The sequence below is a fragment of the Candidatus Rubrimentiphilum sp. genome (assembly GCA_035710515.1).
Classification (GTDB): Bacteria; Vulcanimicrobiota; Vulcanimicrobiia; order Vulcanimicrobiales; family Vulcanimicrobiaceae; genus Rubrimentiphilum.
The window spans coordinates 111,662-133,993 of the sequence record DASTDE010000003.1; the positions used below are offsets into that span (position 1 = coordinate 111,662).

The window sequence follows — 22,332 nt, forward strand, 5'->3', positions numbered from 1 at the left end:
CGAGGTGCTAGACCTCGGTTAGAGTCGGTGAAACGAGCTCGCTGATCCGGCCGACGACGTCGTTGCGGACTTCGTCCGCCGCCACGCGAATGGCGCCTTTGATCGCATTGCGCGAAGCGCGTCCGTGCGTGACGATGCAGTTTCCCCGGAGGCCGAGCAACGGCGCACCGCCATACTCTTCGTAATCAAATTTCCGGCGCAGACCGCGCAGCGCGGGTGCAACTAAAGCGGCGCCGATTTTTGTGACGAAGTTTCCGCCGAGAATTGTCTCACGAATGACCTTGCCCAGATCGCTGATGAGTCCCTCACCCATCTTCAGCACCACGTTGCCCACAAAACCGTCTACGACGACCACGTCGGCCGCATTGTGGAAAAGATCCTTGCCCTCGACGTTGCCGATGAAATTGATCGGCGCTTTTTCAAGCAGTTTCGCAGCCTCGAGCACTTGCGCGTTGCCCTTGCTGCGTTCTTCGCCGATCGAGAGAATCGCCACGCGCGGGTTTGCGATCTGCAGCCCCGCTTTCGCATACGCCGATCCCATGATGCCGAATTGTTCGAGCCATTCGGGCCGGCAGTCCACGTTAGCTCCGGAGTCGAGCAAAACCATCGGCCCGTTGAGCGCCGGCCACACCGTTGCAATTGCCGGCCGCGCCACGCCGGCGATCGGACGGAGTTTGACCAGCGCGATCCCCAAAAACGCCGCGCTGTTGCCGGCAGAAACCACTGCATCGGCGCGCCCTTCTTTCACCGCTTCGACCGCGACGCCGAGCGACGTATCCGCGGAGATGCGAAGCGCCTGCGATGCGGGCATGTCCATCGGAATGTTTTGCGGCGCATGCACGATGGCAATGTGTGCGCTTGCCGCGCCTCGCAGAAGCGGCCGTATCTGAGCCTCGTCTCCGGCAAGCGTTATGTCGGCGTAGTCCTGCTCCGCGGCCAACAGCGCACCGGCCACGATCTCTCCCGGGGCGTGATCGCCGCCCATCGCGTCGACGATGATCCGCGGGCGCGCGTTATTCATCTCGCGAGATCCAGAACTCGAGGTCGCGCTGACCGCCAAAATAATATTCGACGTCTGCCGCGGGGAAGGAAGCGCTTAACTCCTGCGCCAGCCGCTGCGCGTCGCGCTCCTTTTGCGCGCCGCCATAATACACGGTGATCAGTCCTCCATCTCGTGCGCCCATTGCCTCGAGCGCGTGCTCTGCCGCATCGGCCAGCGACGTGCCGCCGTATAGGTTCCCGCCGCTGGCTGCGGCGGGTTTCCCGCGTGCGACGGTCGTTCCACCGAGAGTCGCGTCCTTCCCGGCAAAGAACACTTGCGCGCTGCGCGAATGCGCGGCCGCGGCAAGGATCTCCGCGACGTCCGCCGGCCGGCCGTTCCCCGACCGGAGCGCAAAAAGGCCCGCGATTCCGGAGATGACATCCGGCGTCGGCACGATGTGCACGACGCGCGAGCTCAGCTTGGCAGCTTCTTGAGCTGCCAGCACAACATTCTTGTCGTTCGTAAAAAGGTAGATCGTCGCGGAAATGGCGCTGTTGACGGCGAGCAGTAAGTCGCGCACGCTCGGATTTTTCTGCGCCACGACCGGAACTTCTACGCCGAGCTCGCGCACGATTCGAGCAAAGCCGTCGCCGGGAACGACCGCTACGATCGAGTACGGCGGCGCAGCCTCGACCACCAAAACGTTGTGCTGCTGTTCCATATTGTCGACTTTCGTGCGCGTCACGGTGCCGCGCGCGGCGGCGACTTCGGTAACGGCCTGGGGATCGGCGGTGTGCACGTGAACTTTGATCGTCTTCGCAGCACCGGCGACGATCAGTGAATCTCCCAGCGGCTCCAAGACTTCGCGCAGCTCCGCGAGCGAGCAGCGAGACTCCTCAAGGATGAACTCCGTACAAAACTTTCGCTCGCCCACAATCTGGTGCGGCGTAAAAACCGCCCCGGATTCCGGCCGGCGCGGAAAATTCGTCGCGTGGTCCTTGCTCCCGGGCACGAAGCGAAGCGCGCCTTCCAAGAAATACACCAGGCCCGCGCCGCCCGCATCCACAACTCCGGCTTCCTTTAATATGGGCAATTGTTCGGGCGTACGGTCGAGCGCGTCGTTTGCCGCGCGCACCACGCCTTCAAGCAGCCGGTTCAGATCGGGATCTTCTGCAGACAGCGTGTATGCCGCGCCGGCCGCCGCGCCGGCGACGCTTAGGATCGTGCCTTCGACCGGACGCACGAGCGCCTGACGCGCAGCGTGAACCGCTTCACGCATCGCCGCAGCCAGCACGACAGCATCGATCCCGGTGTCATGGCGCACGTGGTGCGCGAAGCCTCGAAGCATCTGCGACATGATGACGCCGGAGTTGCCGCGCGCTCCCATCAGGCTTCCCTGTGCGGCGGCTTCCGCTACAGCGTGCAGCGGAGCGTTGCGAACTTTCGCCGCATCGATCGCCGCTTGCCGCAGCGTTAGGAACATGTTGGTCCCGGTATCGCCATCGGGGACTGGGAAGACGTTCAGATCGTTGAGAACCTGCCGGTACTTTCGAACGAAGAACGCCCCGGCGGCGAGGAATCTTGCATAAGTCCGGCCGTCGAGGGTGGTAACCGCCATCGGGCGCCGCTTCTCTCTCCGGACCCGGTCATCCTGAGCCCGGTCCTGAGCCTGATGAAGGGGCGATGGGGATTGTCAATGCGGTGGGGGCATGGTACTATGCGGAACGTTATGGCAAAGCGCTGTGAAATCTGCGACAAGGGTCCGATGGCCGGCAACAACGTCAGCCACGCGATGAACAAAACGAGGCGCCGCTGGCTGCCCAACCTGCAGTCGGTCCGCATCAACGATCGAGGGACCAACCGCACGGCCCGGGTTTGCACGGCCTGCCTGCGCGCGAAGAAGATTACCCGGAAGGCTTAACCCGCAAGGGCGCCTAGAACAGCAACTTCGCGTGCGTAATCTTATGGGTCATCGCCTGGATGTTGCCTTCCATTCCCGTCAGGCTCACGGTCATTCGCCCCAGGCTCGCGTTCGTCGCATGCAGGCTTGCGTTCGTCTTGCGGACCGACGCGCTCATCTTGTTGAGCAAACCAATCGAGGCGACCGCTTCCGTGTTCGTCAGGTCGAGTTTCGTGTTGGTCGCAAGCACTTTCATGTTCGTTGAGTGCAGCAATTCGTTCGTCAGCGTCAATTTCAGGCTCACCTGACGCAACGTCGAGTTGGTATGCGACAGCTTTGCGTGCAGCGTCCGCAGCCCATCGTTGACCGTCACCAGCGAGGCGGACATCTTATTGACAGCCACCGCCATGTCGATGAGGGCCGCGAAGGCGACCAGCACCATAATCAGCGCGACGGTTATGGCCGCGAGGCGTGCCGGCGCCCCGATCTTCACGCTCGGAAGCGAGGGCACGAATGCTTGCGATGACGCTCGGTTCATGACACTTGAACCTTGCCCGAGATCCTGAAGAATCTATGAAAAGTGGTCCCAGCCGGTCGCCGTCAGCGGCTGTTCGCCGCGACCGGTTTTTCGAAAGACTCCGGCCCCTTCACGAAACGTCCCGAGACGTTCCAGCTCGCGGCCGAAGCGTCTCCGAAACCGCTTCGCTATATAGGTAAAGGCGCGAGCACTTATGGCCGCCAGCAATTCATAGTCTTCGCCGCCGCCTAACGCATCAGACTCGCCGGCGCCGGCTGCAATAGGGACGCGGTCCACCAGCGCGCCGCATTTCGATCGCGCGCACATTCGCGGCAGATCCGTGGAAAGGCCGTCGGAGAGATCCATCATGGCGTGAACGCTGCGGCTGGCCGCGAGCCAACGGCCTTCGGCGATGCGCGGCGTTGGAACGGCCGTATAACCGGAGACGCGCGCGGCTCCCAGCGGACCCGTCACTGCGATCACATCCGCCGGCCGCGCGCCCGCGCGAGTCTTCAGGTTGGAAGGCCGCACTTCTCCCACCATCGTTATCGCGATCGCAATCAGCGGAGCGCGTGAAAGATCGCCTCCCGCGATCGTACAGCCGTACGCGGCGCCCATTTCGGCGATTCCTTGGTAAAGCGCCAGAGCGTCGGCTTCCGCGGTTTCAACCGGAATGCCGAGTGCGACGGTCGCCAGGATCGGACGCGCGCCCATTGCAGCGATATCGCTTAGATTCACCGCCATCGCGCGGCGCCCGATCGCAGCAAGGCCGGAGTTCTCGCGCCGGAAGTGCACGTTTTCGATCAGCGCGTCGCTCGTGATAATGCTGCGGTGCGAACGGGACGGCTGCCACACCGCGGCGTCGTCGCCGATGCCGAGGAAAACCCGATCGTCAGGACGTTCGACGAGGCGCCGGATCGCCTCGACCAGTTCGTCCTCAGTCAGTGAGGTGCGGCTCCGTCAAGGAGCTCGACAAACTGTTTCGTCGTGCGGCCGCAGTCCGGCGTGTCGAAGATCGCCGAACCGGCGACCAGCACGTCGGCGCCGGCGCCGGCAACGGCTCGCGCATTCTCCAGTGTAATACCGCCGTCAACTTCGATTTCGAATTTTGCGCCGGAGCGCTCGCGCAACTCGCGCGTCTGCCGAATTTTTTCGAGCGAGTGTGGAATGAAACGCTGACCTCCGAAACCGGGATTAACGCTCATGACGAGCGCCAGGTCGAAATCGCCTGCGAGATCCTCCAGCATTCCGACCGGCGTCTGGGGACAGATCGAAATGCCGGCTTTCGCGCCCATCGCGCGTACCGATGAGAGCAGCCGCTCGGCGTGCGTGGTCGCTTCGAGGTGAAACGTGATGATATCGGCGCCCGCTTCGCGGAACTGATCCACGTATCGCTCCGGTTCGACGATCATCAGGTGACAGTCGAAGACCAACTTCGTGCGTTTTCTCAAGTCCCCGATAATCTTCGGACCCCAGGTGATGTTGGGCACGAAGCGGCCGTCCATAACGTCCAGATGAATGTAGGCGGCGCCGTTGCGCTCGACTTCGCCGATCTGCTCGGCGATGCGGCCGAAATCGGCCGAGAGAATCGACGGCGCGAGCTTAATGGCCATACGTGTTGGGCGGCTCTTGGCCGACCTTCGTCTCTCCGAGCAGCGTATCGTTCACGAAAAAATACACAGCCGACGTCCCGATCGTGGTTACGTTCAGATCAAACTTTTGGCCGGGCGTCGCGTATCCGTTGTAGAGATCGTACTGACCCGTCGCATCGCTCACCGAAAAGCGTACGCGCAAGGGCTGGTTCTGACCGGCTTCGGCCTGTGGAACCGCCGCCAAGACGTGCGTTTGATGAATGATGTAGCCGGATTGATAAGGACCCGCGCTCACGTCCAGCGACACCACGTCGTACGAACCGATTGTCGAACCGGCGCTGGGTTTTTGCGCTACCACCACGCCGTGCGGCGGCCCACCCGGGCCGAGCGGCGTCCAAACGACTTGTCCCAGTTTGACGTGCGCCGCAGCCGCGGCGCCGCGCGCATCGTCAATGTTCATGCCGCTGAAGTCCGGCACTTTGATCGAGGTCAATCCGCCTTTGCTGATCAGCAGCGAAACTTGCGACCCGTCAACGACAGCGACGGACGGCGCCGGGTATTGCGAGACAACGTGATCTGCCGGAATGTCGTCGCTGCGAATGTACTGCACTTTCGCCAACGTGAGATGTGCCTGCGACAGATCTAAGCGGGCGTCGCGAAACGACTGATAGCGCAGATCGGGCATCAAGTTGCCTTTCACGCCGTCGCTGACGATCAGCGAAATCTGCCGGCCCGCGCGAACGTGCATGCCCGCCTGCGGCTGCTGGTTCATCACCACGCCTTTAGGATATTGACTGCTGGCCGCGTGTCCGGCGACCGACGGCTTGAGACCCATGCGCACGATCGTGTTGGTCGCGTCGTTGGCGGTCAGCCCGACAAACGACGGCACCAGCACGGTGTTGGGTCCGGGCAGCAGAAACTCTTGGACCGAATGACCGAACCACACAAGTACGCCGACGAAAGCCGCAAAGACCAGCGGAAATACCCAATCGCGCGGCACGTACCGCTCGATCAGCGGCGGCGCATCCGTACTCACGTAGCCAGCGCCTCCAGCGCGGCTTCGCTTACGTCGAGATTTGAAAACACGCGCTGTACGTCTTCGTGCTCCTCGAGCGCTTCGAGAAAGTTGAGCGCATCGGCGAGTTCCTGATCTCGCAGTGCGGTCTTTTGCTTGGCGCGCATTCCCAGATAGGCGTCGGAAATCTTGACGCCGCCTCTCTGCAGTGCATCGCGCGCTTGCGCGAGTTTCGAAGGATCTGTATAGATTTCCGTAGGCTCGCCGTATTCCAGGTCGATGACACCGTCAACCAAGGCAGCTTCCGTTAGCGCATCTTCCGATCGCCCTTGCGGACTCGCCACGATGACGCCGGCCGGATCGAACATCCACGCAACGCTTCCCGTTTCGCCGAGCGTCCCGCCTTGTTTGCTGAAAAGAAACCGCAGTTCGCCGGCCGTGCGGTTGCGGTTGTCCGTCGCAACGTCCGCCACTACCGCTACGCCGTGCGGGCCATAGCCTTCGTAGCGAATTTCGTGGATGTCTTTTTCGCTCCCGGCTCCGCTTGCATGCGCGATCGCTCGCTTGATGTTATCTTGCGGCATGTTGTTCTCACGCGCTTTTTCTACCGCCATCTTCAGGCGGTAATTTGCCTCGGGATCCGGCGAGCCCGATTTGGCGGCTAGGATAATCTCCTTACTGAGTTTGGTAAAGAGCGCGCCGCGCTGCGCGTCGGCCTTGCCCTTGCGCAACTTGATATTGTGCCACTTGGAATGCCCAGACATGAGGCTCCGGGGATTCTCCTTATATAATCCAGCGGCCTATCCACATACGCTGGTTCCACTGGTCCCACGGCACGGGCGAGGCTGCGAGCACCGGATAGAACCACACGAAGGCCAGCACGACGGCCGCCACATACGTGCCGACGGCTATCCGGCTGAACAGCTTTGCATCGTGGTTGAAATCCCCCCAGTGCCAAATGCGCTGCAGCACGATCACGTTGCACAGAATAATGATGGGGATATCGACGTAAAAATGATAGATGAAGGTGATCCGCGGCGAGCGCGCCCACGGGAGCCACTGCAACAGGTAGGCGATCACGAGCAGCGCGTAACCTTTGTTCCGCTCGCGCCAGGCCAAGAACGCAACAATCGGTACGCACACTAGTCCGAACCAGAGAATGAGCGGGTTGGGCAGCGACATGATCTCCGAGACGCAGCATGCCGTAGACTGCGCTGCGGCGGCCCCAATACGCGTGTCTTTCCAGTAATAGGCGATGGGACGCAGGTCGATCGGCCACGTCCAAAACGCCGATGCGTAGGGATGCGTCGCCTTGAGCGTGTCGTGATACATGAACATCGAGTACTGCCGGTAGATCAGATCGGTCAAACTCTTGAGTTCGATCTGGCGAATGAAGTCCGGCACCCACACGAGCAGGTAGACCGTCATGCTCAAGAAGACGATCGCCGCAATCGAAATGTCGAGACGAAAACCGAACGGATTGCCCCACAGCTTGAGCTTGCCGTTACGCCAATAGCGCTCCAGCCAAACGCCGGCGACCACGACGAAAGAAACGCCGAAAGTCATGACGCCGTACCACTTACTCGCAACCAGCGCTCCGAGCAGAATCGTGAATGCGATCAGCCAAGCCGTCGCGTGCCGCCCCTCTTGCTGTTCGCCCCGATCGTCCCGCACCAAACCCGGCGTATACGTAGCTTCACCTTCCGGTGTGATGTATCGCGCGCCGCCGTCGCGTGCGTAGGCGACTTCCACTCCATCGTCGTCGATCTGCAAACCTTTGCCGCGGACGATGCGCCCGTCCGGAATTTCTAACGTCGCGACGCCGCCCTGGCGCAATAGTCGCGAACCTTCCGCATACGACGCGAACTCGCCGTCGCGGCCAAACATGCGCGGCACGATCGCAAGTCTCAAAAGCAAGTACAGACCGAATGCAAAGTAGAGCCCGGCTACAACAAACGCCGCCGTCGATTGGTGGAACGGCACCGTAACGAGAGCGCCCAAAATGTAGCCGGCAATGAGAGCTGCGGCGATGGAGATACCGGCTCGCCGGAACGTTCGCGGCTCGTACGCGCGCACCGTTGACTGAGACGCGATCCAATACCGGTAGAACGCGTAGAGCGAGCCGAGCGCAAAGACGACGACGATCCCTTCGGGCGTCGCGATACGTGACTGCACGAAATGCATGCCGTCGGCGATAAAGAGCACGGCCGCAAACGACGCGAAGAGCGTCGAGCGCGTGAGGCGTTTTGCAAAGGCGTAGATCACGACGATGGCCAGCGCGCCGAACACCACGTCCAAAAAGCGCCAGCCGTGGGGGTTGTCGCCGCCGAACAGCATGGTCGACAGCGTTATGATGAGCTTTGTCAGCGGCGGGTGCGTGTTTTCGTAAATGTATTTATGCGAAAGATACTCTTCAGCCGCGCGTGCAAAGTATATTTCGTCGAAGATCTTCTCTGCCGGGAGCCAGTAATTGACGTACGACAGAATGAACGAAATGACGCCGAAAGCGCCCGCCAAAATGTAGTCGAGCGGCCACAGCATCGTCGCCAGACCCTCGCGCGGATTGAACCATGCGTGAGGTCGCAGAACAGCCGGCATGCCCGGAGCCTGTCCTGAGCCGGGTCGAAGGGGTACCTCAGGGTCGTTCGACACCTCACGATGACGATCGGTCTGCTCCGTAGATTGCCCCAAAAAGACGTAGCCGAGATAGAAAAACGTCAGCACGTTTAGCGCCGAAAGCGGGTGCGTAGCGAACGGCCACATGTCGGCGGCGTTGACCCCCGCCGTGCTTTGCGTAACGACCGTAAGATACGTCAGTGAGTAAAACAGATTGACGAGCAGCGTTCCGGAGAAAATCACGGAAGCCCACAGGTAGCGTATTGCAAACGGCGCCGCTGCAATCGTAAAAAGCAGGCCGTTAAAGAGGTAGCGCTCGTGCATACGCGTGGAGAGCATAAAGAACGCGAGCGTCGAAAGCGCGGCGGCCTCGATGAAGGCCTCCGATGTACGCGCCTGAGCATAGCGCACTAGAACCAGCACGACGGCTATCCCGGTCAAGACGACGCCCCACAAGTATTGCGGCCACATGGCAATCAGTTGTGAATCCGGCTGCCAGAACGGATGAACGATCGACCACAGGTTAAACGCGTTGACGGAATTATCCGCATAGACGTCTTTGCCGACCTGATAGCGTTCGTACAGCCATGCCAGCGCGTTGATCGGGTTTGCCGTTGGGTGAAATGGAACGGTCAAGAGAAACGCAAGCGCGACGGCGCACACGATGCCGGCGGCGGTTGCAAGCGCGCGGCGCGCACGCTGCTCGGGCGACACAAATGCAAAAACGACAAACAACGGAACGAGCACGGCCGCTTGCGGTTTGATGAGCAGCGAATACGCCAGCAGCAGCCAGCCGGCGGTGATCTGCCAGGCGAAGCCTTCCGCGAAATCATCGGAGCGCAGAAGTAAATAAGCCGCGCCTAATGCCAGACCCCCCGCGACCGAGTCCACCTGTCCCCATGACGCCGAGATGAAGATCACGGCCGGGTTCAGCACGAACAACGCCGCCGCGCTCAGCGCCCAGCGTTCGTTTGCGTACCGCCGCACGAGCGCGTAGAGCAGCGCGCCGTCCACCAAATCCATGAGAATTGCAGGCAGCTTGACCAGCACGCGCAGCACGTCGTAGTTATGTTGCGGCGAAATGACGGCGAACAGATGCCCGATAAACCACAGAATGTAGAAATAACCCGTCGGATAGTCAACAAACTTCGTTGTCGTATAAAACTGCGACAATGGATGTGACGCCAGCGTGATCGCCCACGCTTCGAACGAATCGATGTCGTTTTTGAACCCTTGGTCGCCCAAAAAGAACAGGCGCACGACCAAGCCCGCCAAGAGCAACAGGCCGAGCCGCACCGGTGCCGAGACCGCCGGTCGTACGACGCTCATGAGGAAGCCAGCTCCAGCGAGCTCAGCAAGAAGTCGCGCACCGCTGCGGCCGGATGGCGTTCGACGACGGAGAGGTGCTCCGCCGAGGCTTGATTTGCGGCTTCACGCGCACCGAGTTCGTTGAGCGCATCGATAACGGCGGAAACCGTAGCAGCGTCGAGCGTTTCACCGCGCGCATATGCTTGCGCGATCCGATCGCGCGCTGCGGATTCAGGCTGCGCCAGCGCCCACACGACCGGGAAGGTCCACTTGCGGCGCGCGATGTCGTTGCCGGACACCTTGCCGGTTGCGTCGAGCGTTCCCCAAATGCCCAACACGTCGTCGCGAATTTGAAATGCCATCCCGAACGCCCGGCCGAGTTCACGGTAACGCACCACCGCTTCGTCATTGCACGGCGCGCACAGCGCCCCGAGCTGCGATGACGCGCCGAACAGTGCCGCGGTCTTCGCGCCGATCATGCGATTATACGCGGCTAAGTCCACCTGCGTAGCGCTTTCGTAGGCGAGGTCCATGGACTGCCCGTCGCACATGGTGGCGTGCGCTTCGTGCAGCGCACGAACCATGCGCAGGACGCGCTCGTCGGAGTGCCGCGACACACTGTTGGTGAGCGCGAGAAAGCTGATCGCGCAGAGCGCGTCGCCGGCGTTGAGCGCCTGCGGAATGCCGTACACAGCCCATACCGTGCGGCGGCCGCGGCGCAATTCGTCGTTGTCCTCGATATCGTCGTGCACGAGCGAGTAGTTGTGCAGGATCTCGACCGCGGCGGCGGCGTCCAGCGCGCTCTCTACCGAACCGCCTTCCGATTCGGCAACGCGCAGCAACAGCCGGGGCCGGAGTCGCTTCCCGGCTTTGGCCGGCCCGTATTCGCCGTAACCGAAATGGTAGAACAGCATATCGGAGATCTGCGGCGATCCCCGATAGTCCCTGATCAGTCCCTCGAGATGTGCTTCAAAGAGATCAGGCTGGTAGACGGGCGAGCTCCTCCATTCGCTGCGCCACCTGATCGACGAGCCATCCGGGCGTCGATGCGCCGGACATAAGTCCGGCCACGCGAACGCCGTCGAACCACTGCGGCTGCAGTTCGTCCGGGCCCTCGATGTGGTAGGCTTTGGCGCCGTTGAGTTCGGAGAGCTCCGCCAAATGCTTGGTATTCGCCGAAGTCTTGCCGCCCACGACGACCATCACTTCGACTTCCTTTGAAAGCTCGAGCGCTTCGCTTTGCCGGTTGTTCGTGTCGGTGCAGATCGTGTTGACCGCGCGCACTTCATAGTATTTCGCGATCAGCGCGCGCACGATGTCGGTGAACCGTTCGCGCGAATATGTGGACTGCACGACAACGCCGACGCGTGACCCGCGCGGCAGTTTCTCGACGTCCTCGATGGTCTCGATGCACCATGCGCCGGGAACGTGGCTGAGCGTGCCTTTCACTTCGGGATGTTTCGGATCGCCGACGACGATGATCTTGTAACCATCGGCTTTCAGCTTCTCGGCCTGCACGTGGATCTTCGTCACCATCGGACAGGTGGCGTCGATGATCTCCAGGCCCTTCTCTTTGGCCTTCTCGTACACTTCGACCGGCAGTCCGTGCGCGCGAACGAAGAGCGCGCCGGTGTCGACTTCGTCGACCGACGTCGCATTGATCAGGCCGCGCTGTTCGAGCGACTCCACCATCTGCGGATTGTGCACGACGTGCCCGAGCGTCGTCACCTGCTCGCGGGCGTCGATCGCTTCTTCGGCCTTTTTCAGCGTGATGGCCACGCCGAAGCAAAAGCCCTGAACCTTCGCCTTTTTAATCTCCACGAATCGTCTCCGGGAGTTTCCGAATAGCCTGCATCACCTGGTCGGTGAAGTTCGCCAACTCTTCCCGAGTCGCTTTTCTGTCGGCCGGCAGCCGCAGCGCCGGACCGAAAATGACCTCAAATCGCCTGAATCGGGCAGCCTGTCCGGTGCCCACCACCGCCGCCGGGACCACCGCCGCCTTACCCAGCGAGGCCAGCAGCGCGACGCCCTCGCGCGCCTCGACGGTCCCGTCGAGGTTTCGCGTGCCTTCGGGAAAGATGCCGATGACCTCCCCGCGGCGCAGCACTTCGACGGAGCGGCGAACCGCCGACATCGGCGTTCCGGTGCGATCCACCGGATACGCGCCGAAGGCCGTGATCATTGGACCGAGGACCGGGATTGAAAACAGCTCGCGCTTGGCCATATACCGGATGCGGCGCGGGCAGGCCGTGCCGAGCAGCGGCGGATCGAAATATGAGATGTGATTGCAGGCGACGATCACCGGACCCGACGGCGGCACGTTTTCGGCGCCGAACACGCGCATGCGCCACAGCCGGAAGATCACGTTCAGACTGACCTTCGCAGCGTCGTAGGTCCAGTCGATCATCCGATTATCTTGCAGATTGCGTCGACGACTTGCTCGGCGGTCAGGTCGCTTGAGTCGACGACGTGTGCGTCAGGTGCTTGGCGCAGCGGCGAGATCTTTCGCGTTTGGTCCAAGCGGTCGCGTTCTTCAATCTCTTGCGCGAGTTCGTGGACGCTCACGTCCACGCCCGAGGCTTCTAACTGCGCGCGCCGCCGCGCGACACGCGCTGCGACAGACGCGGTCAGAAATATCTTGCACGGAGCGTCCGGCAACACGACGGTGCCGATATCGCGGCCCGCCATGACGACCGAGCCTTGCGCCGCGATGCGCCGCTGCTCGCGCACCATCGCCTCGCGCACACGCGGATGCGCCGCGACGATCGAAACGACTGCCGTGACAACCGGCGAATCGAGCGCGTCCACAGAAAGCTCGCTGTCCTTCCAAAAAACGCGAAAGCCGAGCTGCGCTTCCCGGTCGAGGCTGACGCGGATCTGCTGATCGAAGAGACGGACCAGCGCGTTCTCGTTGTCGATATCGGTCTGGGTTTGCAGAGCGGCAAAAGCGAGCGCTCGATACATGGACCCCGTATCGACGTAGACAACGCCCAGCCGCAACGCGAGCAGACGCGCAACCGTCGTCTTTCCCGAAGCCGCGGGGCCGTCTATGGCAATCTGCAAATCAGGCGGCACGCCACCCTCTTTTGCGCGAGGCTGCGGCGCGCCTCGCGGCTAACTGCGCAAGCGTGGCAAAGGCGCGTTCGGTCTACTTCTGCTCGGGATGCGGTTTCGAATCGCCACGCTGGCTCGGGCGCTGCCCGCAATGCGATGCTTGGAACTCGTTCGACGAGCGGCCAATGCGTGTGACTGCAGTCAAAGCGCGGGCGAATTCGCGGACGAACGCGCGCGGCGGCCCGGTTCCGCTGAGCGAGGTCGATCGCAGCGGCACCGCGCGCGGCTCAACGGGCTTGCCTGAATTCGACGCAGTGCTCGGGGGCGGAATCGTTCCGGGAAGCGTCACGCTCATCGGCGGCCCGCCGGGCGCGGGCAAGTCAACGCTGCTGCTGCAGATTGCAGCCAATCTCGCACGCGAGCGCGGACCGGTTATCTACGTTTGCGGCGAAGAGTCGGCCGCCCAGGTCAAGCTTCGCGCCGAACGCTTGGGCCCTTCGATACCTCAGGATGACAAGTCCGATATTTTGGTTTTTCCGGAGACGAATCTGCGCGAAGTCTTGGATCAAGCCGAGAGCCTCGGGCCGCGCACGTTGATCCTTGACTCGATCCAAACCGTGTGGCTGCCGGAATCGGAATCGTATGCGGGCAGCGTTACCCAGATTCGGGATTGCGCGCAGGCCGCGATGGAGTTCGCCAAACGTACGGACTGCGCGATCTTCATCGTCGGACACGTCACCAAAGACGGCGCAATTGCCGGACCGCGCCTGCTCGAGCACTTGGTCGACACGGTGCTCTACTTCGAAGGCGACCTCAGCGGCGACCACCGGATCGTCCGCGCGTATAAGAACCGTTTCGGCAGCATCGACGAGATCTGCGTCTTCACCATGCAAGCCGATGGATTGCATGAAGTCGGCAATCCGTCGGAACTCTTTCTTTCGGGGCGGCACGGGCGCCCGAGCGGGTCGTGTGTAGTCGCCGGCATCGTCGGCTCGCGCCCCGTGCTCATCGAAGTGCAGGCGCTCGTCGGAGAGACGAGTTACGGCACCCCGCGCCGCTTGGCGAACAACGTAGATCAGGCGCGCCTCGCGATGATCATCGCGGTGCTCGAGCGGCGCGTTGGCCTGCAGCTCGGCACGCACGACGTCTATGCATCGGTCGCGGGCGGTTTACGCGTGAACGAACCTGCCGCAGATTTGGGGATCGCGCTGGCGATCGCATCATCGTTTCGCAATCGTCCGCTGCCGGCCGACGCGGTTGCGTTTGGCGAGCTCGGCCTGTCGGGCGAGATTCGCTCCGTCACCGCATCCGCGCGCCGTATAGCCGAGGCAAACAAACTCGGCTATCGCACCCTGTTCACCCCGCAGAACTGCCGCGATGTGGCGCAGGCGATTGAAGCGGCGCTTGCGTGAAGTATCTCGAGTGCGTCCCGAATATCTCTGAAGGCCGGGATCCGGCAACCGTCGCCGCCTGCATAGCTGCCGTCGAAGCCGCCGGCGCGCGCGTGATCGACCAGACCAGCGATCCGGTCCACAACCGCAGCGTTCTGACGCTGGTCGGATCGTACGAAAGCCTTCGCGATGCGGCTCCGGCGTTGGCCGCCGTGACGGTCGAACGTATCGATCTGCGGACGCATCGCGGCGTGCATCCGCGAATCGGCGCGCTCGACGTCCTCCCCTTCATTCCCCTGCGTGGAGCCACGATGGACGACGCGGTCGCGCTGGCGCGGGAAACGGCCGCCGCGATCTGGGAACGCCTGCGCGTTCCTTCCTTCTTATATGGCGAAGCCGCAGCTACGCCGTTACGGCGAAATCTGACGAAGGTGCGTGAGGGAGAGTTCGAGGGTTTGGACGCCCGTTTCGAGCTTCCCGACTGGCGGCCCGACTTCGGCGAGATCGCCAAGCACCAGAGCGCAGGCGCGATAGCGGTCGGCGCGCGCGAGGTGCTGATAGCATTCAACGTCGAGTTGGCGACCGGCGATCTCGCCCTCGCCAAGCGCATCGCGCGTCACTTGCGCGAGCGCGACGGCGGCCTGCGCTCGCTTAAGGTCCTGGGGTTACCCCTGCGCGACGGGGTCGTGCAGATTTCGCTCAACGTCACGAACTACCGCGCAACGCCGCTCTACCGTATCGTCGAAACGATCCGCGCACTGGCAAGACAAGCGGGCGTCGAGGTGCTGCGCTCGGAACTTATCGGGTGTCTTCCGTACGCCGCCGTCGAAGACAGCGCACGCTATTATTTGGAAGCTTCCGGAGGAGAACGCCTGTGAACGACACGCATCCTCACCACACGCCGCTGACCAGCGCCCAAGTAGAGAATCACCCGCTCGTCGACGACGTCAATGCAATGCACCACGAACGGCTCTCGCCGATCGAACGCACGTGCAAGAAAATTGCCGACGCCACCGGGGCGCCGCTGGCTTTAATGCTCGCGATCGTCATCCAAGTCGTTTGGGTGACGGTCGGGATAGCGACGCGCTGGGATCCGTTCCCCTTCGTCTTTCTGCTGACTGTCTCGAACGTGATCCAATTGATCCTGATCTTCGTCATCTCAGTCGCACAAAAGCAGCAAAGTCAGCACGACGAGATTCGCGCCGAAGCAGACCACGATTCGATCTCACGGTTGCTCTACCACCAGCAATTTCAGGACCAAATTCTTTTGCGCTTGGCGGAGCGCACGGGCTGCGACGTCAGCGACCTGCAGGCGACCGTCAAAACGCTCCTCGCACCGGCCACAGCCTAATGAAGTTTTCAGCCGCTTTCGCGTTAGCCGTTGCGCTGGTCACGCCCGTTATTTCGCACGCGCAGGGCACGCGCGCCGGTATCGGCGACAGCGGCATCTTTCAAACCAAACTCGCCAACGGTCTCAAAGTGATTGTGGTTGAGGATCACGCCGCACCGGTCGTGCACACGGCGGTCTGGTACAGATTCGGTTCGCTCGACGAGACGCCCGGGAAGACGGGCCTCGCGCACGCGCTCGAACACATGATGTTTCGCGGAACGAATGCGATGTCGTCCGGCGGCCTCGACGACGTCGTTGCGCGCCTGGGCGCGCAGATGAACGGCCAGACCGATTACGATTACACGCAGTTCGTCTTCGACATGCCGGCCGACCGCGTTGCCGTAGCCTTACAGATCGAAGCCGATCGCATGCAGCATGCCTCGCTCGCACCCGATGAATGGTCAATCGAACGTCGCGCGGTGCTGAATGAAATCGACGGAGACGACAGCTCGCCGTTCTATAATTTGCTTTCCCGCGTTCGGGCCGCCGCTTACCCCGATTCGCCCGCCGGCCGCACACCGGCCGGCGTTCGCGCCGATGTGGCAAAGGCGAGCGCCGCCGACATTCGCCGGTACTACGAGGAGTGGTACGCGCCGGGAAATGCCGCGCTCGTCGTCGCCGGCGACGTCAATCACAACACGATTTTTGCGATGGCGCGCAAATATTTCGGCGCGATTCCGGCGCATGCGGTGCCGGTACGCGCCGCGGTTCACCCGCAAGCCGCACAAGGGCAATCCGTCGAGGCCGAGTTCCCGTTTCCGTTTGAAGTTGTCGATCTCGCCTATGCGGTTCCGGGGGACACCGAGCCGGGCGAACCGGCGGTCAGCACGTTGGCGTCGCTGATTCCCAACGAACGCGGGCCTTTCTACCAGGCGCTGGTGGAATCGAATATTGCGCTCGAGCTTAACGCCAGCGCCGACACGCAACTGCGCGGCGGACTGATGCATGTCTACATCGTCATGAACGGCGGACACAGCGGCGCCGAGGCCGTCCAAGTGTTCCAAAGCGTGATGGACGGCATCTTAAAAAACGGATTCAGTGCCGACCTCGTTACCGCGGCCAAACGCGCGACGATCGCCGAACGTACCTTCAGCGCCGATTCGATCGGCGGCTACGGTGATTTGGCAGGCTACACCTACGGAATCGTCGGCGAGCGCGATCGCGACGAAGATATGCGGCTGGCCGCGCTCACGCCGGCCGATTTGCTGAACATTGCAAAGAAATATTTGGCAAAGCCGACCGTCATCGGTCATCTGACGCCCAACGAGAAACCTACGTCCCGATCGTCGCAAAAAAGTGATGCGGCCAACTCCGATGACTTCAGCGGGCGCACGCCCAGCGGCCCGATCGTCGAGCCCGAGGCGATTCGCGCACAGCTGCGTCAGCCCAGTACGGCTCGCAGCAAGCTCGCGCCCGTGCGGTTTACGCTGGCAAACGGGTTGACGGTGATCGTTCAGGAAAAACACGATCGCCCCACGATTTACATTCGCGGCGAAATCGATTCGTCGCCGGCCTTCGCGCCCGCGGGCCAAGAAGGGATCGCTCGGCTCGCATCGATCGTCGCGCCGTTCGGCAGCGAGCATTACGACTTCACTCAGCTGCGCAAGATTACCGATGACATTGGCGCCTCGATCGATCTTGGAGAAACGTTCACCGCGCAAGGCTACTCCCAGGACTTCGAAACGCTGCTCGGCTTGCTTGCCGACGGCGAAGAGCACCCGGCCTTTCCGGAACGCTGGCTCTCGCTGGAGCGCAGCCAACTTGCAAATACCGTGCAGATGGAAGGAAGTATCTCCGGCCGTTTGGTCACACAGACATACTTGCAGAATCTGCTCGCGCCCGACGATCCATCGCTGCGTCTTGCCTCGCCGCTCACGGTGGCCGCAATTACCCGCGGCGATCTTCTTTCGTACACGCAGCGGTACTGGCGTCCGGATCTTACGACGATCGCCATTGTGGGCGACGTTACGCCGGCGCGTGCCCGCAGCGCGGTGGAAGCGGCCTTCGGCTCGTGGACAAACTCCGGAGCCAAACCGTCGGTCGCGTTGCCGCCGCTCCCGGCCGCGCACGCCGGACACGCGTACATCGGCACCGATGCCAATCAAGTCTTCATCCAGCTCGGACAGCCGGCCGTAGCGCGCACAAGCCCGGATTATCACGCCTTTACGCTGCTCACCGAGATTATCGCGGGCGGCGGCTACTTCGAATCGCGCCTATGGCAAGAGTTGCGCCAGAAGCGCGGGCTCGTCTATAACGTGTCGAGCGAAATCAAGAGCGACAAGGATCGCGGCGACTTCGAGATAGACATGAGCGTTTTGCCCGGCAACGTCTCCTCCGCTATCGCGATCGTTCGGGAACAACTGAACCGCTTGCGTTCGCAACCGGTTTCCGTGAGCGAACTCGACGATGCGAAAACGCGCCTGGTTTCCTCGGCCCTTCTTTCAGAAGCTTCGGCGCGGGGCCAACTGAACGAAATACTCGATTTGGCGCAAAACGATCTCCCCGACGATTACTTCGCCACGCTGCAAGCTCGCTACGCAAACATCACGCCGGCCGACATTCAGCGCGTCGCCCAAAAATATTTGCGGCCGGACCAACTGATCCAGATATTCGCAGGGCCCGCGGGGCCTTGGGGAGACCATGCCATCTGAGATTCTGACGGTCGATCCCTCGACGGGAAAGACGTTGGAACGATTTGCCTACATGCCGCCCGCCGAGATCGACGCTCACTTGGATGCGGCCATCGCAGCTTATCGGACATGGCGCCACCAGTCCACCGCGCAGCGCGGCCGGCTGCTCAACGCCGTCGCGCGGGTTTTGCGCTCACAACGCCACACGCTCGCAGAGACGGCCGTTCGCGAGATGGGCAAGCCGATCGCGCAAGCGCTCGCCGAAGTTGACAAGTGCGCGTGGTGCTGCGAGTTTTTTGCCGGGCACGCGGGCGAGTTGCTCGCCGACCGCGTCGTAGAAAGCAACGCGACGCAAAGCGTTGTTGCGTTTCGGCCGCTCGGAGTGATCTTCGCGATCATGCCTTGGAACTTTCCGTACTGGCAAGTCTTTCGCGCGGCTGCTCCCGCGTTAATGGCGGGTAACGCGATTGCGCTCAAACATGCAGACAGCACCACGCGGTGTGCGCTCGAAATGCAGCGCGTGTTCGCCGAGGCGGAGGCGCCCGACGGCTTGTTCCGCACGTTGCTCATTTCGAACGAAGACGCGGATGCGCGCATCGCCGACGAACGCATCGCCGGGGTTACGCTCACGGGAAGCGAGCGCGCCGGCGTCGCGGTCGCTTCGGCAGCCGGAAACGCGCTCAAGAAGTGCGTGCTTGAGCTGGGCGGATCCGATCCGTTCATCGTTCTGGAGGATGCAGACGTAGACTTGGCGGTCGAATTTGCGGTGAAAGCCCGCTTTCAAAATAATGGACAGAGTTGCATCGCGGCCAAGCGGTTCATCGTCGAGGATCGCATCTACGATCGATTCGTTCGATCGTTCGCTGATGCGGCAGCGCTGCAGCGCATCGGCGATCCCATGGATCCACAGACGCAGCTGGGACCTTGTGCACGCGAAGATCTGCGCGATACGCTCGAACGGCAAGTAACAGATACGGTGGTCGGAGGCGGACGCATCGTCACGGGCGGCAAACGGATCGATCGGCCCGGCTTCTTTTTCGAGCCGACGATCGTCGCGGACGTTGAGGCAGGCATGCCGATGTTCGATCAAGAGACGTTTGGCCCAGCCGCCGCGGTAACGCGAGCGCGCGACGACGAACATGCTGTCGAATTGGCCAACGACTCCACGTTTGGGTTGGGCGCGAACATCTGGACTCGCGACATCGATCACGCAACGCGTATGGCTGCCGAGATAGAATCGGGCCTGGTCTTCATCAACGGAATGGTCGCCAGCGATCCGCGCTTACCGTTCGGCGGCGTCAAACGCAGCGGCTACGGGCGCGAACTCTCCGAGTTCGGCATCCACGAATTCGTCAATATTCAAACGGTGTGGATTGGTCCCGAACGCAAAGACGGCGGCGTGGGTGAAAATCCAGCGGAATAGGCTCTTCGCCGCTTGCATCGCGATCGCGACGATTGGTCTTGCAGTTATTTGGCTTACCAAAGCGGCTTCTGACAAGACGCTTGCACCGGAGCCGGTGACATTCGGCTCGGCACAACAGGACACCGAGCTATTGCGACGCGCATCGAATGCGCGCGCAGATTTCGGCTACCGCCGATCGCCAAACGGCTTCTATCTTCAGATTCTAAAGTATTTTGATGCCGCACCCATTACCATCAATCTTAGCCGCATCCATCTGAAACTTGTACCCATGGCTGCCAAACAGCGCGAAAATTTTCCGGGCGGCAACCGCATCGTATTTGAGGGCGTAAGGCCAACCTCTCCGCCTGGGGCCACCCTCGTCGATTTTCACGTCAATGCGGCTGGCTTGCCGTCGGGAATGTATTCGGTGGCGGCATCTTTCGACACGATGGCCGTGGTCGATCAGCGAGGGCGCGCAGTACACATCGATGCGCAGGGGCCGCGAGCGGCGTTTTGGGTAACGGAGCCGATAACGCTCCTCTCAAAGGGCCGTCTCGGGGACGAATATTATCTGAATCAATCCCCGCAGGCGCCGATGCCCGATCCCGCGCTTGTAAAACTCACCGGCTTGCGCCGGGACGGGCAGAACATATCCTACGATTTTGAGTTTGAAATCGGACCAACTCCACGGGTCGCGGCTTTCGAGGTATCTTCTGACGAATTGCAGCGTGCGCACATTTATCCGCTCGGAAACGACCCCGGTTTGCAAGCGGCCCGCGGCCGCTTCGAGGGACGTGACGTCTGGTCGTACGGCAGTTTGGAATATAACTGCGGCGGGCTCAGCACGGAGGAATTCCGTACGCGTGCGCCCGTGCACATCAATCGTATCGTACGAGCTCTTTCCCCCTCAGACCGCCTCGTAGTAGGCGATCAAAGCGTCGGATACATCGACGGTATCGGGCTCCAGTTCACTACCGCGGCGCCGCTCGTTGTTTTCCTAGATGCCACAAACGATCTCGAGCGGTTTGTGCGCGACAAACACTATGCAGTGAAGCCGGGCGGCTGCGTTATGTGGCGTATGTTCGCCGATCCGTGGCAAATGGATTTGACTTACAGCGCCGTGCCGCTGACAAGGGCGCACCCCGAGTGGAGCGCCCGCCTAGTAGACGAGATACTGGCCGGACATGTCAAGCCCGGAATGACTCGGAAAATGATAATATGGGCTCTCGGCTTTCCAAATGAATACGGAATGCGGCAGGACCTACTGAAGCTTGATCGCTGGTTTTATGATGCCTCTGCCCCGTTTTCGTCCGCCGTGTACTTCAAGAACGGGCGCGTCGTCCGCTACGACCCGCCCGGACAGTTGCCCTAAGTCCGTTCGAGGTAACGCGACTCTTCGGCGCGGCAACCAAAGCGGTGTAAAGAAACCGCTAGATTCGACCCGCGCACAGGAGCACACCGCCGGAAACGCAACCGTCCCTCCTCAAGGCTTGCAGAGCCTAGGAAGAATACGGTATGAACAGAGTCAGCTTCCCGAAGATCATCTTCTTTTCCATTGCACTGGCCGCGCTCGCGGCATGCAATGGCACGACCAATAACACGCCGACGATAGGACCCGCGCCTCCTAAAGGCACGGTCACCGAGTTCAGCGGTTTGTCCGGATCGGGGCCGCTGGGCGCTTTCTGGGTGACCCTTGGGCCCGATAGCGCGATGTGGGTCACGAACATCAACGCGAATAAGGTCGCCCGCGTCAACCCGGCCACGGGCGCCATCACAGAATTTGGCGTGCCAACCGCGGGTCAGCTCTTCGGAATCGCGACAGGGCTAGACGGCAACCTTTGGATCGTCGAGCGCAGCGCCAACAAGATTGCGCGCATGACGACCGCCGGCGTGGTAACGGAATTCAATGTACCGACGGCAAGTGCCGATGTGATTTTCATCACTCTCGGTCCCGACGGCAACCTTTGGTTCGCCGAGCAAAACGCCAACAAGATCGGCAAGGTAACCCCGGCCGGAGCCTTCACCGAATTCACGGTCCCAACCGCAGCTTCGTCACCGCAAGGCATCAGTGCCGGGCCGGACGGAGCCGTATGGTTCACCGAGGCCAACGGCAACAAGATCGGCCGGGTAACCACGACCGGCGTCTTCAGCGAGTTCGCAGTTCCCACTGCCGCTTCAGGCCCGCTCGGCATCACACAGGGGTTGGACGGCGCGCTCTGGTTTACGGAGAGCGCAACCAACAAAATCGGACGAATTACAACGGCCGGAGCCATCACGGAATTCTCGGCGGGCATTACCACGGGTGCCGGTCTGGACGGCATTGCACCTGGGCCGGATGGTGCGCTGTGGTTCACGGAAGCGACTGTCAGCAAGGTGGCGCGCATTACGACCGGCGGCGCGGTTACCGAGTTCAGCACCGGCATTACCGCAAGCTCCTCGCCAACCGGGATAGCGGCCGGTCCCGACTGCGCTATGTGGTTCGCGGAGACCGGCGCTAATAAGGTCGGCCGAATCGCAGCCTGCTGACAAGTCCAT

20 protein-coding genes are annotated in these 22,332 nt (G+C 61.7%); 8 read left to right on the top strand and 12 right to left on the bottom strand.

Features of this window, described 5'->3' with window-relative positions:
• Window positions 1-7: 7 nt before the first annotated feature.
• Both plsX and VFO29_07910 read right to left on the bottom strand, forming a co-directional pair.
• Complete coding sequence (plsX, locus tag VFO29_07905) at window positions 8-1,021, bottom strand: phosphate acyltransferase PlsX (protein ID HET9393419.1); 1,014 nt, start codon at window positions 1,019-1,021, stop codon at window positions 8-10.
• Window positions 1,014-2,600 (bottom strand): DAK2 domain-containing protein, encoded by a 1,587-nt coding sequence (locus VFO29_07910; GenBank protein HET9393420.1) that lies wholly within the window; start codon window positions 2,598-2,600, stop codon window positions 1,014-1,016. Before VFO29_07910 ends, plsX begins: the two co-directional genes overlap by 8 nt.
• A gap of 111 nt (window positions 2,601-2,711) precedes the next feature.
• On the opposite strand from VFO29_07910, the gene rpmB reads away from it, so the two are divergent.
• Complete coding sequence (gene rpmB, locus VFO29_07915; protein ID HET9393421.1) at window positions 2,712-2,903, top strand: 50S ribosomal protein L28; 192 nt, start codon at window positions 2,712-2,714, stop codon at window positions 2,901-2,903.
• 13 nt (window positions 2,904-2,916) lie between these two features.
• Here rpmB and VFO29_07920 read toward each other — a convergent pair whose 3' ends face one another.
• The 10 genes from VFO29_07920 to cmk all read right to left on the bottom strand — a co-directional run bounded on the left by VFO29_07920 (window position 2,917) and on the right by cmk (window position 13,005).
• Window positions 2,917-3,420 carry a hypothetical protein gene (locus VFO29_07920; GenBank protein ID HET9393422.1) on the bottom strand — a complete coding sequence of 168 codons (504 nt, stop codon included), beginning with the start codon at window positions 3,418-3,420 and terminating at the stop codon, window positions 2,917-2,919.
• Between the two features lie 33 nt (window positions 3,421-3,453).
• Complete coding sequence (locus VFO29_07925) at window positions 3,454-4,344, bottom strand: thiamine-monophosphate kinase (GenBank protein HET9393423.1); 891 nt, start codon at window positions 4,342-4,344, stop codon at window positions 3,454-3,456.
• The gene (gene rpe / locus VFO29_07930) at window positions 4,341-5,012 is read right to left on the bottom strand and encodes a ribulose-phosphate 3-epimerase (GenBank protein HET9393424.1); all 672 of its coding nucleotides are present in this window, start codon (window positions 5,010-5,012) and stop codon (window positions 4,341-4,343) included. Before rpe ends, VFO29_07925 begins: the two co-directional genes overlap by 4 nt.
• Complete coding sequence (locus VFO29_07935) at window positions 5,002-6,027, bottom strand: PASTA domain-containing protein (protein HET9393425.1); 1,026 nt, start codon at window positions 6,025-6,027, stop codon at window positions 5,002-5,004. Before VFO29_07935 ends, rpe begins: the two co-directional genes overlap by 11 nt.
• Window positions 6,024-6,770: a YebC/PmpR family DNA-binding transcriptional regulator gene (locus VFO29_07940; protein ID HET9393426.1), complete on the bottom strand. Its 747-nt coding sequence runs from the start codon at window positions 6,768-6,770 to the stop codon at window positions 6,024-6,026. Before VFO29_07940 ends, VFO29_07935 begins: the two co-directional genes overlap by 4 nt.
• A 19-nt stretch (window positions 6,771-6,789) precedes the next feature.
• Complete coding sequence (locus VFO29_07945; protein HET9393427.1) at window positions 6,790-9,951, bottom strand: phospholipid carrier-dependent glycosyltransferase; 3,162 nt, start codon at window positions 9,949-9,951, stop codon at window positions 6,790-6,792.
• Entirely contained in the window at window positions 9,948-10,844 is an 897-nt protein-coding gene (locus VFO29_07950; GenBank protein ID HET9393428.1) for a polyprenyl synthetase family protein, read from the bottom strand. Before VFO29_07950 ends, VFO29_07945 begins: the two co-directional genes overlap by 4 nt.
• A gap of 64 nt (window positions 10,845-10,908) precedes the next feature.
• The gene (gene ispH, locus VFO29_07955; GenBank protein HET9393429.1) at window positions 10,909-11,751 is read right to left on the bottom strand and encodes a 4-hydroxy-3-methylbut-2-enyl diphosphate reductase; all 843 of its coding nucleotides are present in this window, start codon (window positions 11,749-11,751) and stop codon (window positions 10,909-10,911) included.
• The gene (locus tag VFO29_07960) at window positions 11,741-12,337 is read right to left on the bottom strand and encodes a lysophospholipid acyltransferase family protein (protein ID HET9393430.1); all 597 of its coding nucleotides are present in this window, start codon (window positions 12,335-12,337) and stop codon (window positions 11,741-11,743) included. Before VFO29_07960 ends, ispH begins: the two co-directional genes overlap by 11 nt.
• Entirely contained in the window at window positions 12,334-13,005 is a 672-nt protein-coding gene (gene cmk, locus VFO29_07965) for a (d)CMP kinase (protein HET9393431.1), read from the bottom strand. Before cmk ends, VFO29_07960 begins: the two co-directional genes overlap by 4 nt.
• A 53-nt stretch (window positions 13,006-13,058) precedes the next feature.
• On the opposite strand from cmk, the gene radA reads away from it, so the two are divergent.
• The 7 genes from radA (at window position 13,059) to VFO29_08000 (ending at window position 22,323) form a co-directional block, all read left to right on the top strand.
• Entirely contained in the window at window positions 13,059-14,396 is a 1,338-nt protein-coding gene (radA, locus tag VFO29_07970; GenBank protein HET9393432.1) for a DNA repair protein RadA, read from the top strand.
• Complete coding sequence (gene ftcD, locus VFO29_07975) at window positions 14,393-15,253, top strand: glutamate formimidoyltransferase (GenBank protein HET9393433.1); 861 nt, start codon at window positions 14,393-14,395, stop codon at window positions 15,251-15,253. The genes radA and ftcD overlap by 4 nt, the downstream gene beginning before the upstream one ends.
• Entirely contained in the window at window positions 15,250-15,726 is a 477-nt protein-coding gene (locus VFO29_07980) for a DUF1003 domain-containing protein (GenBank protein ID HET9393434.1), read from the top strand. The genes ftcD and VFO29_07980 overlap by 4 nt, the downstream gene beginning before the upstream one ends.
• A complete protein-coding gene (locus tag VFO29_07985; protein ID HET9393435.1) occupies window positions 15,726-18,416 on the top strand; it encodes a pitrilysin family protein in 2,691 nt (896 codons plus the stop codon). Before VFO29_07980 ends, VFO29_07985 begins: the two co-directional genes overlap by 1 nt.
• On the top strand, window positions 18,406-19,818 hold the full coding sequence (locus tag VFO29_07990; GenBank protein HET9393436.1) for an NAD-dependent succinate-semialdehyde dehydrogenase: 1,413 nt from the start codon (window positions 18,406-18,408) through the stop codon (window positions 19,816-19,818). Before VFO29_07985 ends, VFO29_07990 begins: the two co-directional genes overlap by 11 nt.
• Window positions 19,799-21,169, top strand: a complete 1,371-nt coding sequence (locus VFO29_07995; GenBank protein ID HET9393437.1) for a hypothetical protein — start codon at window positions 19,799-19,801, stop codon at window positions 21,167-21,169. The genes VFO29_07990 and VFO29_07995 overlap by 20 nt, the downstream gene beginning before the upstream one ends.
• A gap of 143 nt (window positions 21,170-21,312) precedes the next feature.
• On the top strand, window positions 21,313-22,323 hold the full coding sequence (locus VFO29_08000) for a hypothetical protein (GenBank protein ID HET9393438.1): 1,011 nt from the start codon (window positions 21,313-21,315) through the stop codon (window positions 22,321-22,323).
• Window positions 22,324-22,332 lie beyond the last annotated feature (9 nt).